This is a genomic window from Tepidimonas ignava (assembly GCF_004342625.1).
GTDB classification, from domain to species: Bacteria; Pseudomonadota; Gammaproteobacteria; order Burkholderiales; family Burkholderiaceae_C; genus Tepidimonas; species Tepidimonas ignava.
The window spans coordinates 111,146-126,057 of record NZ_SMAH01000005.1 but is presented as its reverse complement, the minus strand read 5'-3'; the positions used below and the strand labels follow the sequence as shown (position 1 = coordinate 126,057).

At 69.4% G+C, this 14,912-nt stretch carries 14 protein-coding genes; 5 read left to right on the top strand and 9 right to left on the bottom strand.

Translation table 11 applies throughout. The annotated features are described in order from the left end of the window. Positions 1-43: 43 nt before the first annotated feature. The 7 genes from EDC36_RS05470 to hppD form a co-directional block, all read right to left on the bottom strand. Positions 44-973, bottom strand: a complete 930-nt coding sequence (locus EDC36_RS05470) for a porin (RefSeq protein WP_132962236.1) — start codon at positions 971-973, stop codon at positions 44-46. A gap of 161 nt (positions 974-1,134) precedes the next feature. Further along, entirely contained in the window at positions 1,135-2,151 is a 1,017-nt protein-coding gene (locus EDC36_RS05465) for a porin (RefSeq protein ID WP_165902821.1), read from the bottom strand. A gap of 157 nt (positions 2,152-2,308) precedes the next feature. Next, entirely contained in the window at positions 2,309-3,490 is a 1,182-nt protein-coding gene (locus EDC36_RS05460; protein WP_132962234.1) for a class I SAM-dependent rRNA methyltransferase, read from the bottom strand. A gap of 145 nt (positions 3,491-3,635) precedes the next feature. Further along, entirely contained in the window at positions 3,636-4,118 is a 483-nt protein-coding gene (locus EDC36_RS05455) for a single-stranded DNA-binding protein (RefSeq protein WP_132962233.1), read from the bottom strand. Positions 4,119-4,208: 90 nt separating this feature from the next. Further along, positions 4,209-5,099, bottom strand: coding sequence for a phenylalanine 4-monooxygenase (phhA, locus tag EDC36_RS05450; protein ID WP_132962232.1), 891 nt, complete (start codon positions 5,097-5,099; stop codon positions 4,209-4,211). Between the two features lie 27 nt (positions 5,100-5,126). Beyond that, positions 5,127-5,435, bottom strand: coding sequence for a 4a-hydroxytetrahydrobiopterin dehydratase (locus EDC36_RS05445; RefSeq protein WP_132962231.1), 309 nt, complete (start codon positions 5,433-5,435; stop codon positions 5,127-5,129). Positions 5,436-5,456: 21 nt separating this feature from the next. Beyond that, positions 5,457-6,560: a 4-hydroxyphenylpyruvate dioxygenase gene (gene hppD, locus EDC36_RS05440; protein ID WP_132962230.1), complete on the bottom strand. Its 1,104-nt coding sequence runs from the start codon at positions 6,558-6,560 to the stop codon at positions 5,457-5,459. A 135-nt stretch (positions 6,561-6,695) separates the two neighbouring features. Between hppD and EDC36_RS05435 the strand changes: the two genes are divergently transcribed. Next, complete coding sequence (locus tag EDC36_RS05435; RefSeq protein WP_132962229.1) at positions 6,696-7,169, top strand: Lrp/AsnC family transcriptional regulator; 474 nt, start codon at positions 6,696-6,698, stop codon at positions 7,167-7,169. A 157-nt stretch (positions 7,170-7,326) separates the two neighbouring features. Beyond that, positions 7,327-8,796 carry a sensor domain-containing diguanylate cyclase gene (locus EDC36_RS05430; protein WP_165902820.1) on the top strand — a complete coding sequence of 490 codons (1,470 nt, stop codon included), beginning with the start codon at positions 7,327-7,329 and terminating at the stop codon, positions 8,794-8,796. Here the strand turns inward: EDC36_RS05430 and EDC36_RS05425 are convergent. Then, positions 8,793-9,578 carry an SDR family oxidoreductase gene (locus tag EDC36_RS05425; RefSeq protein WP_132962227.1) on the bottom strand — a complete coding sequence of 262 codons (786 nt, stop codon included), beginning with the start codon at positions 9,576-9,578 and terminating at the stop codon, positions 8,793-8,795. The two genes, EDC36_RS05430 and EDC36_RS05425, sit on opposite strands and share 4 nt — an antisense overlap. Before the next feature lie 92 nt (positions 9,579-9,670). Between EDC36_RS05425 and EDC36_RS05420 the strand changes: the two genes are divergently transcribed. Further along, positions 9,671-11,626 carry a GspE/PulE family protein gene (locus tag EDC36_RS05420; RefSeq protein ID WP_132962226.1) on the top strand — a complete coding sequence of 652 codons (1,956 nt, stop codon included), beginning with the start codon at positions 9,671-9,673 and terminating at the stop codon, positions 11,624-11,626. A 24-nt stretch (positions 11,627-11,650) separates the two neighbouring features. After that, on the top strand, positions 11,651-12,289 hold the full coding sequence (locus EDC36_RS05415) for an MBL fold metallo-hydrolase (protein ID WP_132962225.1): 639 nt from the start codon (positions 11,651-11,653) through the stop codon (positions 12,287-12,289). A gap of 43 nt (positions 12,290-12,332) precedes the next feature. Here EDC36_RS05415 and EDC36_RS05410 read toward each other — a convergent pair whose 3' ends face one another. After that, positions 12,333-13,178: a M48 family metallopeptidase gene (locus EDC36_RS05410; RefSeq protein ID WP_132962224.1), complete on the bottom strand. Its 846-nt coding sequence runs from the start codon at positions 13,176-13,178 to the stop codon at positions 12,333-12,335. Positions 13,179-13,268: 90 nt separating this feature from the next. Between EDC36_RS05410 and EDC36_RS05405 the strand changes: the two genes are divergently transcribed. Next, entirely contained in the window at positions 13,269-14,885 is a 1,617-nt protein-coding gene (locus EDC36_RS05405; protein ID WP_185971218.1) for an AmpG family muropeptide MFS transporter, read from the top strand. Positions 14,886-14,912 lie beyond the last annotated feature (27 nt).

Below are 14,912 nucleotides of genomic sequence, written 5' to 3'. Positions count from 1 at the left end.
GCGGTTTCCCGCCAGCGGTCACAACCCTTGGGAGTGTATGGGCTCAGAACGTGTGCTTGAGACCAACGCCGAAGCGGCTGTCGGGCGCGCCGGCACGCCCCATCACCGCAGCCTTGTTCGCATCGAAGTAGCCAGCGTACGCAGTGGTGCGCTTGGACAGAGCGTAGGCAGCCGCCAAGCTCCAGCCTTGCTCGGCCTTCATGCCATCTTGCTTGCTGCGCGCATAGCCCACCGACACCACCAGGTTCGAGGCCACCGGCACGTCCGCACCGACCGACCATTCATCCACATCCGCGTTCTTGGCGCGGCCGTAGGTGCCCAGCAGCTTGGCCACGCCCAGGTCGTAGGACGCGCCGATGCGGGTGTACTTCTCGTTCTTCTGCTCGTCATCCTGATAACCCAGCGCGACGAACAGCGGGCCGCCTTCGTACTTGACGTGGAAGGCCGACACGCGGGTGTTGGCCACGCCTTCGCGCAGGTTGGTGCTGACCGCACCGCTGAAACCGCCAAACGACGGCGTGGCATAGTAAATGCCGTTGTTGGGGTTATAGGTGTAGCCGTACTGGCTTTGGAAAATCAACCACACCGGACTCAAAACGATGGCGTTGAACGCCGCGTCGGTGGCGCCACTGATGTCGTCGTACGCGGTCCAGATCTTGCCCAGCTTGACTTCACCAAAACCACCCGAGAGCCCAAAATATGCCTGACGGCCGAAACCGGCCCCGCTAACCGTACCGTCGTCGGCATTGAAACCTTGCTCCAGCAAGAAGTTGGCCTTCAGACCACCACCGAGATCTTCAGAACCTTTCAGACCCCAGCGGCTACCATTGACGCCGCCACTCGTAAGGGCAGCGGCTTTATTCTTGTCTTTGTGCAATACCAAGTCAACAAGACCATAGACCTGAACACTGGACTGCGCCATCGCAGCGCCCGAAGCGGCCAGCACGGCCAGCGCAACAAGAGACTTTTTCATGAAACTTCCTTTCTGTGTGGACACATGCCACGGTTACACAGCTGTGTCAGTATAAACCCGCACCGGGCTCCGGCGGCAAAAACGACCCCGTCCGTTGCCGGAAAACAACAAGAGCCACCGCACAAGCGGTGGCTCTTCCTTCGACCGAGCGCTAGCCGGGATCAGAAGCTGTGCTGCAAGCCAAAGCCGAAGCCAGTGGTGGACTTGTTAGGCATGGTCCCAGGGTTGCTCGCGGGCAGCGGCACACCGCCGAGCCACGCCTTGTTGCGGTTCGCAACGTTGACGTACATCTGGGTCCGCTTGCTCAGGTTGTACTTGTAGCCCGCGATGAGGGTGCGGCCGTCGGTGCCAGGTTGCTCGTTCACGTTGTACGACGCGTACAGGCTGCCAGGCCCGACCGGGGCCGTCACGCCCAGCGCGTAGGAGTTGTCCCTGTTGCTGGGCAGGCCGCCCTGGTCGCGCCACGTAAACAGCACGCGCGCGACGCCAAAGTCGTACGCGGCCGCCAACTGGTTCACGGCCTTTTGCTTCACACCGTCAGCATTCGAGTCCGCACCCTTGTAGTTGACGAAGCTCAGCGCCAGCGGACCCTCGTCATAGCGAACGGCCAAGCCGAAACCATCGGCCGTACCGGACCCTTTGACTTCACGCGGCGCGTACTCGACTTGCACCTGCACACCACCGAAACGGGGCGAGTGGTACTGGATGGCATTGGAAACGAACACACTGCTCGAAGCCCCGCCGACCTTGGCAGACGCAGTGGCGTTGCCACCCAGAACTGCATTGGCATCGTAGAACGAAACGCCTTTCGTGCCGTTGGCCAGCAACGCGTTGCCATACAGCGTGTTGACGGGGCGGCCCATGCGGACGGTACCGAAGCCGCCTGTCAACCCGACGAACATGCCGTTGTTGCCCAGCACATTGCCCGCCGTCGTACCATCATCCGAGTTGAACGACGTCGAGATGGAGAAGTTGGCCTTCAAGCCGCCGCCCAGATCTTCGGTACCGCTCAGCGTCCAGTTGCTGGTGCCATTGCGGTTCGGCGTCATCTTGAACGGATCGCCCGAGAACCTTTTCTCGAAGCCGGCATCGATCACGCCACTCAGCGTCACCGACGACTGGGCAAACGCAGCGCCCGTGGCTGCCACGGCCGCCAGGGCAATCAGGGTCTTTTTCATACAGAGCTCTCCAAGGGTTGTCCTAGAGGGTTGGGAAGGCGCCGGCGCCGCCAGCGCGGCCTCCATGGGGGAAGCTGGTGCATATTTCACCAGAAAGCGGCGCGGCTGCCCAGTTTTGGGGCCCGCCGCGGGCCGCCTGTGTTGCCTGCATGCAACACTACGTCCGCACCACCAGCAGGCCCTTCAGGTACTCGCCCTCCGGGAAGGCCAGCGCCACCGGGTGGTCCGGCGCGGCGCTGTGGCGCTGCAGGATGGCCGCGCGCACGCCGGCTTCGTGCGCGGCGCTGGCGACGATTTTTTGGAACAGCTCCACGCTCACCGCGCCGGAGCACGAATAGGTGAGCAGCGCCCCGCCGGGGTTGAGCAGCTTGAACGCCAGGCGGTTGACGTCCTTGTAGGCGCGCGCGGCGCGCTCCAGGTGCGCGGCGCTGGGCGCGAGCTTGGGGGGATCCAGGATGATCATGTCGAAGCGCCGCCCCTCGGCCAGGTAGGCACGCAGCGTGGCGTTGACGTCCGCGTCCACCCAGGTGCAACGCGTGGGGTCCAGGCCGTTGAGCTGCACGTGCTGCTGCGCCCGCTGCAACGCCGGGGCGCTGGAGTCCACCGACACCACGTGCCGCGCGCCGCCCGCCAGCGCCGCCACCGTGAAGCCGCCGGTGTAGCAGTAGGCGTTGAGCACCTCGGCGCAGCCCAAGCGGCGCACCCATTCCGCGCAGGCGCGGCGGCTGTCGCGCTGGTCCAGGTAGTAGCCGGTTTTGTGGCCGCTGGCCACGTCCAGCGTCAGGCGCCAGCCGTGCTCACGTATCGTCACTTCGGTGCCGCCCTGGCCGCGCAACCAGCCGGTCACGGCGGGCAAGCCCTCCCGTTGGCGCACGCCGGCGTCGGAGCGCTCGTACAACCGCGCCAGGCCGGTCAGCCGCAGCAGGGTGTCGGCCAGCAAGGCCTTGTGCCGCTCCACGCCGCTGGCGCCAAACTGCGCCACCAGCACGTCGGCGTAGCGGTCCACGATCAGGCCGGGCAGCCCATCGGACTCGCCGTGCACCAGGCGCACGCCGTCGCTGTCGATGCCCAGCCGAGCGCGCAGCTCGATGGCGGCGCGCAGCCGCCGCTCGAAAAACGCGGCGTCGATGCGCTCGGCTTCGTCCCAGCTCCAGGCCCGCACGCGGATGCGCGACGCCGGTGCGTACGCCCCCCAGGCCAGGAAGCGCCCGTCGGCCGCTTCCACGCGCACCGTCTCGCCCAGGTCGGCGCGCCCGCGCGCGATGGCCGTGTCGAACACCCAGGGGTGGCCACGCAGCAGCGAGCGCTCTTTGCCCTCATGCAGTCGTATGGTCTTCATGGGGGTGATTGTCCCACCCCGAGCGCGCGCGGCTGGACGGCGCCGTGGGGCCGGCAGCCCCTGCAGGGCGGCGGCGCACGCGGCTCGACGACGGCCGGCCCTCGATCGCGGGCCCGGCCCTGGCTGGGTCGCTACCCGGTCGGCACTAGAAGGGTATGTCGTCGTCCATGTCCTCGAACCCACTGGAGGCCGGCGCCGGGGTGGCGGGGGCGGGACGGGCGGCCGGGGCTCGGGCGGGTGCGGCGGCGCGTGGGGCGGGCGCGCTGCCATCGTCCATCGAGGCGCTGCCGCCTTCGCGGCTGCCCAGCAACTGCAGCTCGGTGGCGATGATGTCCACGGTGTTGCGCTCGATGCCGTCTTGGCCGGTGTACTTGCCGTACTTGAGGCGCCCCTCCACGTACACGGGGCGGCCTTTTTTCAGGTATTCACCGGCGATTTCGGCCAGGCGGTCGTAGAAGGTGACGCGGTGCCACTGGGTGTCTTCAACGACTTCGCCGGTGTTGCGGTCTTTGCGCCGGCTGGAGGTGGCGATGCTGACGCTGGCCACCGGCTGGCCGGAGGGCAGGTAGCGGATTTCGGGGTCGCGGCCGCAGTTGCCGACGAGGATGACTTTGTTGACGGATGCCATGGGGGCCCTTTGCCGAAGCGGTGTTCGCAATGGGGCGATTGTGCAACAGCCGCGCGCGCGGGCGCACTCCCCCAAGCGGGGGAGTGGGGGTCAGGCCGGTTGCGCTTGGCGTGCGCGATGGTGGTGGCCATCGCCCCGCGTGATGACGTCGTCGTCAGGCAACACCGCGTCGGGCGCCAGCGCCGGCAGAGCCGCCACCTGCTGGTACAGCGGCGCGAAGTCGATCTCGGCCAGCCGCAGCAGGTCTTGCAGGCGGTCGAGCACGAAGTAGGTCTGCTGGAAGTCGTCGATACGGTAGCGCGTGCGCATCACGCGCGGCAGCGCAAAGCCGATGCGGTGCGGCGAGGTCGAGTCCAGGCAGAAGACGCTTTCGGCCGCCGACGAGACGATGCCCGCGCCAACGATGCGCAGCGCGCCGTGCTCGCGCACCAGCCCAAACTCGACGGTGTACCAGTACACGCGCGCCAGCATCTCCAGCGCGCCCAGGCGCTGCGCGCGCAAGCCCCCCACGCCGTAAGCCTGGATGAAGTCGGCCATCACCGGGTGCATCAGCATGGGCACGTGGCCGAACACGTCGTGGAAGACGTCGGGCTCTTGCAGGTAGTCGAGCTGGTCGGCGCGGCGGATGAATTGGCCGGCCGGAAAACGCCGGTGGGCCAGGTGGTCGAAAAAGACGTCGTCGGGCACCAGCCCCGGCACGGCCACCACCTGCCAGCCGGTGTGGCGCATCAGCACCTCGGACAGTTGCTCGAAGTTCGGAATCCGGTCGGGCTCGATGGGCAGGCGGCGCATGCCGTCGATGAAGGCGTCGCACGCCCGCCCGGGCAGCAGGGCCATCTGGCGGCGGTACAGCGTGGCCCAGGTGGCGTGTTCTTCGGGCGTGTAGGTTTCCCAGCGCTGCGGGATGGTCCAGTCGGGGCTGGCTGGGCGGCCAGCCTCGCCCGCCGCCCAGCCGTGCAGGGCGGTTTGGGGGGTGTCCATGGTGGGTCTCCTCGTGGGGGCGCGGCATCAGGCGTCGCGCGCGCCCAAGGCCACCGCGGCCGCGTCGATGAAGCGCGCCAGCGCGATGTCGCGCTCGGTCAGGCCGCCGGCGTCGTGGGTGGTCAGCACGATGTCCACCCGGTCGTAGACGTTGCTCCACTCCGGGTGGTGGTTGCGGCGTTCGGCCTCCAGGGCCACGCGTGTCATCAGCCCAAAGGCGGCGTTGAAGTCCGCCAAGCGCAGCGCGCGCCGGATGGCGTGACGCTGGGCATCGAACATCCACGCGGGCACCTGGGCCAGGGCGGCGGTCAGGGCGGCGCCTTCGAGCTTGGTCATCGTCGTGATCCTCGTGAGGGGTCAAGCGGTTGCGGCTTGCACCTTGAGGGTGCCGCGGCGGATTTGGTCGCGCTCCAGGCTCTCGAACAGGGCTTTGAAGTTGCCTTCGCCAAAGCCTTCGTCGTTTTTGCGCTGGATGAACTCGAAAAACACCGGCCCCAGCACCGGGCGGCTGAAGATTTGCAGCAGCAGCCGCTTGTCGCCGCCCGTGGTGTTGCCGTCGAGCAAGATGCCGCGCGCTTGCAGCTCGGCCACCGGCTCGCCGTGGCCCGGCAGGCGCTCCTCCAGCATCTCGTAATAGATGTCGTTGGGGGCATCCATCAGCGGCACGCCGGCCATTTGCAGCGCGTCGACGCTGGCCAGGATGTCGTCGGTCAGCAGCGCGATGTGCTGGATGCCTTCGCCGTTGAACTGCATCAGGAACTCTTCGATCTGGCCGTTGCCGCCGGAGCCGCCCTCTTCGTTGAGCGGGATGCGGATGAGGCCATCGGGCGCGGTCATCGCCCGGCTCTTGAGGCCGGTGTACTCGCCCTGGATGTCGAAGTAGCGGATTTCGCGGAAGTTGAACAGCCGCTCGTACCACTGCGCCCAGTAGGCCATGCGGCCGCGGTAGACGTTGTGCGTCAGGTGGTCGATCAGCTTGAAGCCGTGGCCCACCGGGTGGCGGTTGGCCGGGTTCTCGAAGCCAGGCAGGAACTCGAAGTCGATGTCGTAGATGCTCTTGCCGTCTTCGAAGCGGTCGATCAGGTACAGCGGCGCGCCGCCGATGCCCTTGATGGCGGGCAGGCGCAGCTCCATCGGGCCGGTGGGGATGTCGATGGGCTGCGCGCCCAACTCCAGCGCGCGGTCGTAGGCCTTGTGCGCATCCCGGACGCGAAACGCCAGGCCGCAGGCGCTGGGGCCGTGCTCCTGCGCAAAGTAGTAAGCCAAGCTCTTGGGCTCGCGGTTGATGATGAAGTTGATGCCGCCTTGGCGCCACAGCTCCACGTCCTTGGAGCGGTGACGCGCCACCAGCGTGAAGCCCAGCGCCGTGAACAGCGGCTCCAGCACGCCCGGGGTGGGGGCGGCGAATTCGACGAACTCAAACCCGCACAAGCCCATCGGGTTGTCGAAAAGGTCGGCCATGGTCGCGACTCCTGCAGTGTTGCGATTGAAAACCCGCAGCTTATGCCCGCGCGGGCACAATGGGTTTGCATCGTGCCTTGCGGAAAACCCTGCGTTGTGCAACGATATTGCGCCTTCTGTTTAGTTGATGCGATGATGTTGCACGCCGACCCGATCGACGCCACCGACCGCCGCATCCTGGCCCGGCTGCAGGAAGACGGCCGCATGACCAACCAGGCCTTGGCCGAGGCCGTGCACCTGTCGCCGGCGCAGTGCAACCGGCGCCACCGCCGGCTGGAGGAGCTGGGCTACATCCGCCGCTACGAGGCGCGGCTGGACGCCGCGCGGTTGGGGCTGGGGGTGACGGCGTTCGTGCACGTGACGATGGAGCGCGGCCACATCCGCGAGGTGGACCGCTTTCGCGAGCTGGTGCGCAGCATGCAACAGGTGCAGGAGTGCTACGCCGTCACCGGCGACTTCGACTACGTGCTCAAGGTCGTGGCGCGCGACCTCAAGGCGCTGTCGGACTTTTTGCTGGGCACCCTGGCGCAACTGCCCGGGGTCAACGGCGTGCGCTCCAGCGTGTGCCTGGACGAAATCAAGTGCACCAGCGCCTTGCCGCTGTCGTAGTGGCGGCCACGCCGCCGCGCCGACCTGGGGTCGCGTTATCCCCAGTTCCGTCTGGGCTGTGTTACAACACGCACCACGAGGGTGTCGGGCCAACGCGTTGGCCCGACACCGAGGCTGAGCGGCTGAGCACCAACGGCCGCCCTTGGGGGAGTGCAGCGTGACGATACCCATCGCCGTGGCCGTGCTGGCGACCGCGTTGTTGGTGCTGGGGTGGGCGCTGGCCGCGTGGGCCGTGGCGCAGTGGCGACGCGCCCAGCGCGACTGTGGGGCCGCCACCGAAGCGCTGACGCAGCAACAGCACGTCTCCCAGACCGTCGCGCAGGTGCTGCAAGCGGCGCGTGTGGCGCTGTGGGAAGCCGATACGCGCGGCGTGTTCACACGCGTGGACGACACCGCGGCGCGCCTGATGCGGGTGGCCGCCACCGATTTGGTGGGGGTGCGGCGGGTGGCCGACACCCGTGACGCCGACCACCGTGACGCGCTGGCCCAGCGGCTGGCCGACGTGCTGCGCACGGGGCGGCCGCTGGTGCGCTGGCCCAACCTGGTCGTCACCGCGCAGGGCGAACCGGTGTGGGTCAGCACCACCGTCGTGCTACGCCGCGATGCCCAAGGCCGCCCCGTCGGGCTGCAGGGATGCGACCAAGACATCAACACCCGCCACCGACTGGTGTTGTCACTGCAGGCCGCGGAGCGCCGCCACCGTCTGCTGACCGAACACGCGCAGTCGATCCTGTACACCATCGACCCGGCGGGGCGGCTGACCTACGTTTCGCCCAGCTGGCAGGCCCTGTTGGGACACCCCCCTGACGAGGTCATGGGGCGCGACTTCCGCCCCTTCGTGCACCCGGAGGACGTGCCGCTGTGCGAGGATTTTTTGGCACGCACGCTGCGCGAGCGGCGCGTGCTGCCGCCGCTGACCTACCGTGTCTGGCATCGCGACGGCAGCATCCGCTACCACCGCAGCGTGCTGGCCCCGGCGTTCGATGACGATGGTCGCCTGCAGGCCGTGGTGGGCAACGCCATCGATGTGACCACCGACATCGAGCTGCGCGCGCAGCTGGAACGCGTGGCCACCCACGATGCGCTGACCGGGGTGGCCAACCGGCGCCTGTTCATCGAGCAGGTGCAGCGTGAAGTCGAGCGCAACCGCCGCAGTGGTGCGGGCCTGGGCCTGTTGATGCTGGACCTGGACCACTTCAAGGATGTCAACGACACCCACGGCCACGCCGCCGGTGACGCCGTGCTGATCGCCTTCGTGCAACGTTGCCGCGCGGCGCTGCGGCCCAGCGATGTGCTGGGCCGGCTGGGGGGCGAAGAGTTTGCCGCCGTGCTGCCGCAGGTGAGCCGCGAGCAACTGCAGGCTGTGGCCGAGCGCGTGCGCCACGAAGTGGCCCGGCAGCCCTACGCACTGCCCGACGGCACGGTGCGGACGGTGACGGTCAGCATCGGGGCGGCCGTGGCCTTGCCGGCTGAAGATTCCGATGCCCTGCTGCAACGCGCCGACCGCGCGCTGTACGCGGCCAAGCATGGGGGACGCGACCGCGTCGTGCTGGACCCCACGGCGCCGCCACCAGCCCCCACCACCCCCCCGGCGCTGCCGCCGTTTCCGGCGCTGACGCGCCGCTAACCCCGCCCCACGAAGGGCATCTTGGTCGCCATCACGGTGGCGAACAGCACGTTGGCCTCCAGCGGCAGCCGGGCCATCGTCATGAAGGTCTGCACCACGGCGTCCATGTCCATGCGGGCTTCGGGGCGCACGCTGCCATCGGCCTGCAGCACGCCCTGCGCCATCGCGGCCGTCATGTCGCTGGCCACGTTGCCGATGTCGATCTGCCCCACCGCGATGTCGAAGGCCCGCCCGTCCAACGCCGCCGCCTTGGTCAGGCCCGTGATGGCGTGCTTGGTGGCGGTGTACGCGATCGAGCCCGGCCGTGGCGCGTGCGCCGAGATCGAGCCGTTGTTGATGATGCGCCCACCCCGTGGCGACTGCGTGCGCATCAACGCAAACGCAGCGCGCAGGCAGTAAAACGCGCCATGGAGGTTGGTCTGCACGCTGCGCTGCCAATCGTCCAGCGTGGTGGCGTCGGGCGTGGCCGCGGGGGTGAAGATGCCGGCGTTGTTGAACAACAGGTCCAGCCGCCCGTGGGTGCTGCGGATGGCGGCGAACAGGCGCTCGACCTCATCGGGCTGGCCCACGTCGGCTGGCCATGGGTGGGCGCGCGCGGCGGCGGCCGCGCCGTGCCTGTGGGCAGCCTGGGTCACCGTGTCTTGCAGCGCGGCCATGCGCCGGCCGGCCAACCAGACCGTCCAGCCATCGGCCAGCAGCGCCAGCGCGCAAGCGCGCCCGATGCCGCTGCCGGCGCCCGTGACCAGGGCGATGCGGGGGGAAGGTTGTGCGGGCGTGTCCATGACCGCATTGTGGCCCAGCCAGTGCTTGGGCGGTAGCGCGACGTGGCCATCTGTCGGCACAATGGGGGTTGTTGACCCACGAGGCGCATGCCATGGAACTCGACTCGCCCGATGTCCTGCACCCTCCCGGCTCGGCGCTGCCCGCGGCGGTGCAGCCGCGGACCTCGGCCGAGCTGTGGGCCGCGCTGGACCAGGCGCCGAACCGCGCCCTGCATGCCCGTCACGTGGGTGAGGCGTTGGTTCGCCTGGGGCTGCTCGACGAGCGCCAGTTGCGCGAAGCGTTGCACGCGCAAAAAAACCTGCGCCGCGCTGGGCAGGCGCGTCCGCTGGGCGAGCTGCTGGTGGAGCGTGGCGTGGTTGGGGCGTCCCAGCTGCGCCAAGCCATCGCCGCCTGGTTGGGGCACTGCGTCGTCGACGCCACGCACTACACGTTCGACGCCGCCGCGCTGCCGCTGGTGCCGCGCGCGTTGGCCGAGCGCGAGTCGGTGGTGCCGCTGGCGCTGCGGGGGGAGGAGTTGGCCGTGCTGATGGCCGACACGTTGGACCACGCCCTGCTGGATGAGTTGCGGTTTTTGACGCAGCGGCGCATCGTGCCGGTGCTGGCCGCCGCGGGCACGCTGCCCGCGGTGCTGTCGCGCGCGTACGACCAGCCGCCCGCGCCGCCCACACCCGACCTGGCCACGAAGGCCAGTGCCGGGGCACGGGCCCGGCCGGCGGCGCGCGAGCTGCTGGCCGATTTGCAGCAGGCCGCCGACGTGGGCACGGAGCCGCAAGCCGACGTGGTCAGCGAATCCGACAACACGCTGGTGCGGCTGGTGCACACCATCATCGAAGAGGCCATCGCGCACAAGGCGTCGGACATCCATATCGAAACCGAGCCGCCCCCGAAGCCCGTGCGCGTGCGCTTGCGCATCGACGGCGAGTTGGTCAAGTACCTCGAGATCGAGGCGCGCTTTCGCCACGCGCTGGTCGCGCGCATCAAGATCATGGCGGGCATGGACATCTCCGAGCACCGCAAGCCGCAGGACGGCAAGATCGACTTTGCGCGCTTCGGTGGGCCACGCACCGAGCTGCGCGTGGTGACCGTGCCCACCGCCGGCGGCCTGGAAGACGTGGTGCTGCGCCTGCTGGCCGGCTCCAAGCCGATGCCGCTGGACACCATCGGGCTGGCCGCGCGCGACCTGGCGGCGCTGCGGCGCATGGCGCTCAAGCCCTACGGGCTGATCCTGGTGTGCGGGCCCACCGGCAGCGGCAAGACCACCACGCTGCACTCGTTGATCGCCGACATCAACACCGAAAGCCGCAAGATCTGGACCGCCGAAGACCCGATCGAAATCACCCAGCCGGGGCTGCGCCAGGTGCAGGTCAACCCGCGCATCGGCTGGACGTTCGCGGCGGCCATGCGCACCTTTTTGCGCGCCGACCCCGACGTCATCATGATCGGCGAGATGCGTGACGAGGAAACCGCCCGCATCGCGGTGGAGGCGTCGCTGACCGGCCACCTGGTGCTGTCCACGCTGCACACCAACAGCGCGCCGGAGAGCATCACGCGGCTGCTGGAAATCGGCATCGATCCGTTCAACTTTTCTGATTCGCTGCTGGCCATCTTGGCGCAGCGGCTGGTGCGGCGGCTGTGCAAACAGTGCGTGCGCACGCGGCCGGCGCGCGATGACGAACTCGAAGCCCTGGCCGTGCATTACCTGGAGCCGACGACGCCGCCGGGCCAGGCGCCCGACGTGGGGACGCAGATCGAGCGCTGGCGCCAGCAGTACGGGGTGGACGACGGCGGGCGGCGCATCGTGCGCGCCTACGACCGGCAAGGTTGTCCGGCCTGCGACGGGCGCGGCTACAAGGGCCGGCTTGGGCTGTACGAACTGATGCTCAGTGACGACGCCATCCGGCACCACATCCGCCACCGCAGCCCGGCCGGCGACATCCGCGCCAGTGCCCTGGCCGCCGGCATGCACACGCTGCGCCAAGACGGCATCGACAAGGTGCTGGCGGGCCTGACCGACCTGGCCGAGGTGATCGCGGCGACCAACGTCTGACGCCGGCTGCCTACAATGGGCGCCATGCTGCGCTACGTCACCCTGCCCGTCACCCCGTTTGCCCAAAACTGCTCGCTCGTGTGGTGCGACGCCACGCACGACGCGGCGGTCATCGACCCCGGGGGTGACCTCGACGACGTGCTGGCCGAGGCCGAACGTCGGGGCCTGACGCTGCGCGCCATTTGGCTGACGCACGCGCACATCGACCACGCTGGCGGGGCGGGCGAGCTGGCGCAGCGCCTGGGGGTGCCGATCATCGGCCCGCACCCGGGGGACCAATTCTGGATCGACGGCCTGCCGCAGCAGGCGCGCATGTTCGGCTTTGCCCCGGCGCAGCCGTTTGCGCCGACACGCTGGCTGCACGATGGTGACACGGTGCAGGTGGGGCAGTGCACGTTGCAGGTGCGCCACTGCCCCGGCCACACGCCCGGGCACGTGGTCTTTCACAGCCCCGAGGCCAAGCGTGCGTTCGTGGGCGACGTGCTGTTTGCGGGCAGCATCGGCCGCACCGACTTTCCCGGCGGCAACCACCAGCAGCTCATCGACAGCATCACGCAACGCCTGTGGCCGATGGGGGACGACACGGTGTTCATCCCCGGCCACGGGCCCGAGAGCACCTTTGGCCACGAGCGCCGCACCAACCCGTTCGTCGGCGGCACCTGACGCGCGCCCCGGGCGCGGGCGCGCACCCGCTCGCCCGCGGGCGTCAGCCGGCGCGGCGCGCCTGCTCGTACAGGGCTTCGACCTTGGGGACGTTGGCCTCCAGGTCGCGGATGCGGCTGGGACCGCTGGGGTGGGTGGACAAAAACTCCAGCCCGTTGCCGCCGGTGACCTGCGCCATCTTGCGCCACAGCTGCACGCTGGCGCGCGGGTCGTAGCCGCCGCGCGCGCCCAGCTCCAGACCCACCAGGTCGGCCTCGGTTTCGTCGTCGCGGCTGTATTTGAGGCTGAGCAGCTGTGTGCCGAGGTCGGCGGCCAGACGGCCCAGGTCCCCCAGGCCCAGCAACTGCGCGCCCAGCGACAGGCCCAGCCCCGTGGCCTGGGTCTTGGCGATGCGCTCGCGCGCGTGCTCACGCAGCGCGTGCGCCATTTCGTGCCCCATGACCATCGCCGCCTCGTCGTCGCTGAGCTCGAGCTGGTCCAAAATGCCGGTGAAAAACGCGATCTTGCCGCCCGGCATGCAAAAGGCGTTGATCTGCTTGCTGCCGATCAGGTTGACTTCCCAGCGCCATTGGCGCGCGCGCTCGTTCCACGGCAGCGCGTGTGGCACCAGCCGCTGCGCGATGGCGCGCAGGCGGCGCACCTGGGGGTGGTCGGCCGGGGCCAGCGCCCCTTTGGCGCGGGCCTGGGCCAGCAACTGGGCGTACTGCTGCGCGGCGGCCGCTTCCAACTGGTCCGCCGGCACCAGCGTGCGCAGCTTGGACGGCGGCCCCACGTCCACCTGCGCCAGCGCCGGCGCCCACCACGCCAGCCCCAGGCCGAGCGTGGCCGCCCCTTGCAAAAAACCCCGCCGCGCCAGCGGGCCGCGTCGCGCCATGCACATCCAGCACATGCGCACATCATAGGCACAATGGCGGGCGTGTGCGCAGCCCCCCGTGGTATGCCGCCGCCCTCCTCTTGCGCTGCCTCTCTGTGTGCCCCCATGCCCAACGCCCCAGCTGCCCACGCCTCTCCCGCTGCCGACGACGCCGCGCCACCGTGGTGGCGCCTGTGGCGCGACTGGCGGCTTGTGGCCATGCTGGCGCTGGGGTTTGCCGCGGGCTTGCCGCTGTTGCTGATTTTTTCGTCGCTGTCGCTGTGGCTCAGCGAAGCGGGTGTCGAGCGCCGCGCGGTCACGATGTTCAGTTGGGCCGCGCTGGCGTACTCGTTCAAGTTCGTGTGGGCGCCGCTGGTGGACCGCCTGCCGCTGCCGTGGCTGACGCGGCGGCTGGGGCGACGCCGCGCTTGGTTGTTGCTGGCGCAACTGGGCGTGATCGGCGCCATCGCGGGCATGGCGGCCACCGATCCGGCCGCGGGTCCGGCGGCGCTGGTGCGCATGGCGCTGCTGGCCACCTTGCTCGGGGTCATGGCGGCCACGCAGGACATTGTGATCGACGCCTGGCGCATCGAAATCGCGCCGCCCGAGCGGCAGGGGCTGCTGTCGGCGGCGTACATCGCCGGCTACCGGCTGGGCATGATCGTCACCGGCGCCGGCGTGCTGGTGCTGGCCGCCGCCTGGGGTTCGGCCAAAGGCGCGTACGCCTACCCGGCGTGGGCAGCCGCCTACGCGGTGGCCGCGGCGGCCATGCTGGTGGGGGTGGCGGCGACCTTGTGGGCGCCGGAGCCGGCGGTGCCCGCCGACGTGCCACCGCAGCCGGCGGCCGAGCACGCGCGGCTGCTGGCGGTGTTCGCCGCCGCGGCGCTGGCGCTGGTGGCGACGTTTGCCGGCCTGGGGGCGGTGTACGAAGCGTTGGGGTGGGCGGACGCCACCGCCCTGCCGGCGCTGCTGCTGGAGGCGCTGCGCCTGGGGGTGGCGCTGGCGGCGGCCTTTGGCGTCGGGGCGCTGCTGGTGCGCGCGGGGCTGGCCAGCCGCGCGGCGGCGCGGCAGACCTGGGTCGAGCCGGTGCAGGCGTTTTTTGCCCGCCACGGGGCGCGCGACGCGCTGCTGCTGCTAGCGCTCATCGGCGTGTACCGCATCGCCGACATCGTGCTGGGCGTGATCGCCAATGTGTTTTACCAGGACCTGGGCTTTGCCAAGCCGGACATCGCGGCGGCGGTCAAGACGTTTGGCGTCGTCGTCAGCATCGTGGGCGGTTTCGTTGGTGGGGTGCTGGCCACCCGTTGGGGGGTGCTGCGCACGCTGTGGTGGGGCGCGGTGCTGGCGGCGCTGACCAACCTGGGGTTTGTGGCGTTGGCGCTGGCCGGGCCGGTGCGCGCCGGCCTGTACGCCGTGGTGGCGGCGGACAACCTGGCCGCCGGGGTGGCCAGCGCGGCGTTCGTGGCGTTTTTGTCCAGCCTGACGCAGGTGCGCTTCACGGCGGTGCAGTACGCCATTTTCAGCTCGCTGATGACGTTGCTGCCCAAGGCGCTGGGCGGCTACGCCGGCGCCATGGTGGACGCCTTGGGCTACCCCGGCTTTTTTGTGCTGACGACGTTGCTGGGCGTGCCGGTGCTGGCGTTGGTGGCGCTGGTGCGACGCCGCTGGGGGACCGCGGTGAGCGACGCCTCCCCCAAACAGGGGATGGGCAGACCGCCCGAAAACGCTCAAAATAACACCTGAGCGCTGTCACACGCACCCGCCCCTCGG

Coding starts and splice junctions, on each gene's coding strand:
- EDC36_RS05470 (WP_132962236.1), bottom strand. CDS start 973: ATGAAAAAGTCTCTTGTTGCGCTGGCCGTGCTGGCCGCTTCGGGCGCT.
- EDC36_RS05465 (WP_165902821.1), bottom strand. CDS start 2,151: ATGAAAAAGACCCTGATTGCCCTGGCGGCCGTGGCAGCCACGGGCGCT.
- EDC36_RS05460 (WP_132962234.1), bottom strand. CDS start 3,490: ATGAAGACCATACGACTGCATGAGGGCAAAGAGCGCTCGCTGCTGCGT.
- EDC36_RS05455 (WP_132962233.1), bottom strand. CDS start 4,118: ATGGCATCCGTCAACAAAGTCATCCTCGTCGGCAACTGCGGCCGCGAC.
- phhA (WP_132962232.1), bottom strand. CDS start 5,099: ATGGACACCCCCCAAACCGCCCTGCACGGCTGGGCGGCGGGCGAGGCT.
- EDC36_RS05445 (WP_132962231.1), bottom strand. CDS start 5,435: ATGACCAAGCTCGAAGGCGCCGCCCTGACCGCCGCCCTGGCCCAGGTG.
- hppD (WP_132962230.1), bottom strand. CDS start 6,560: ATGGCCGACCTTTTCGACAACCCGATGGGCTTGTGCGGGTTTGAGTTC.
- EDC36_RS05435 (WP_132962229.1), top strand. CDS start 6,696: ATGTTGCACGCCGACCCGATCGACGCCACCGACCGCCGCATCCTGGCC.
- EDC36_RS05425 (WP_132962227.1), bottom strand. CDS start 9,578: ATGGACACGCCCGCACAACCTTCCCCCCGCATCGCCCTGGTCACGGGC.
- EDC36_RS05420 (WP_132962226.1), top strand. CDS start 9,671: ATGGAACTCGACTCGCCCGATGTCCTGCACCCTCCCGGCTCGGCGCTG.
- EDC36_RS05415 (WP_132962225.1), top strand. CDS start 11,651: ATGCTGCGCTACGTCACCCTGCCCGTCACCCCGTTTGCCCAAAACTGC.
- EDC36_RS05410 (WP_132962224.1), bottom strand. CDS start 13,178: ATGTGCTGGATGTGCATGGCGCGACGCGGCCCGCTGGCGCGGCGGGGT.
- EDC36_RS05405 (WP_185971218.1), top strand. CDS start 13,269: ATGCCCAACGCCCCAGCTGCCCACGCCTCTCCCGCTGCCGACGACGCC.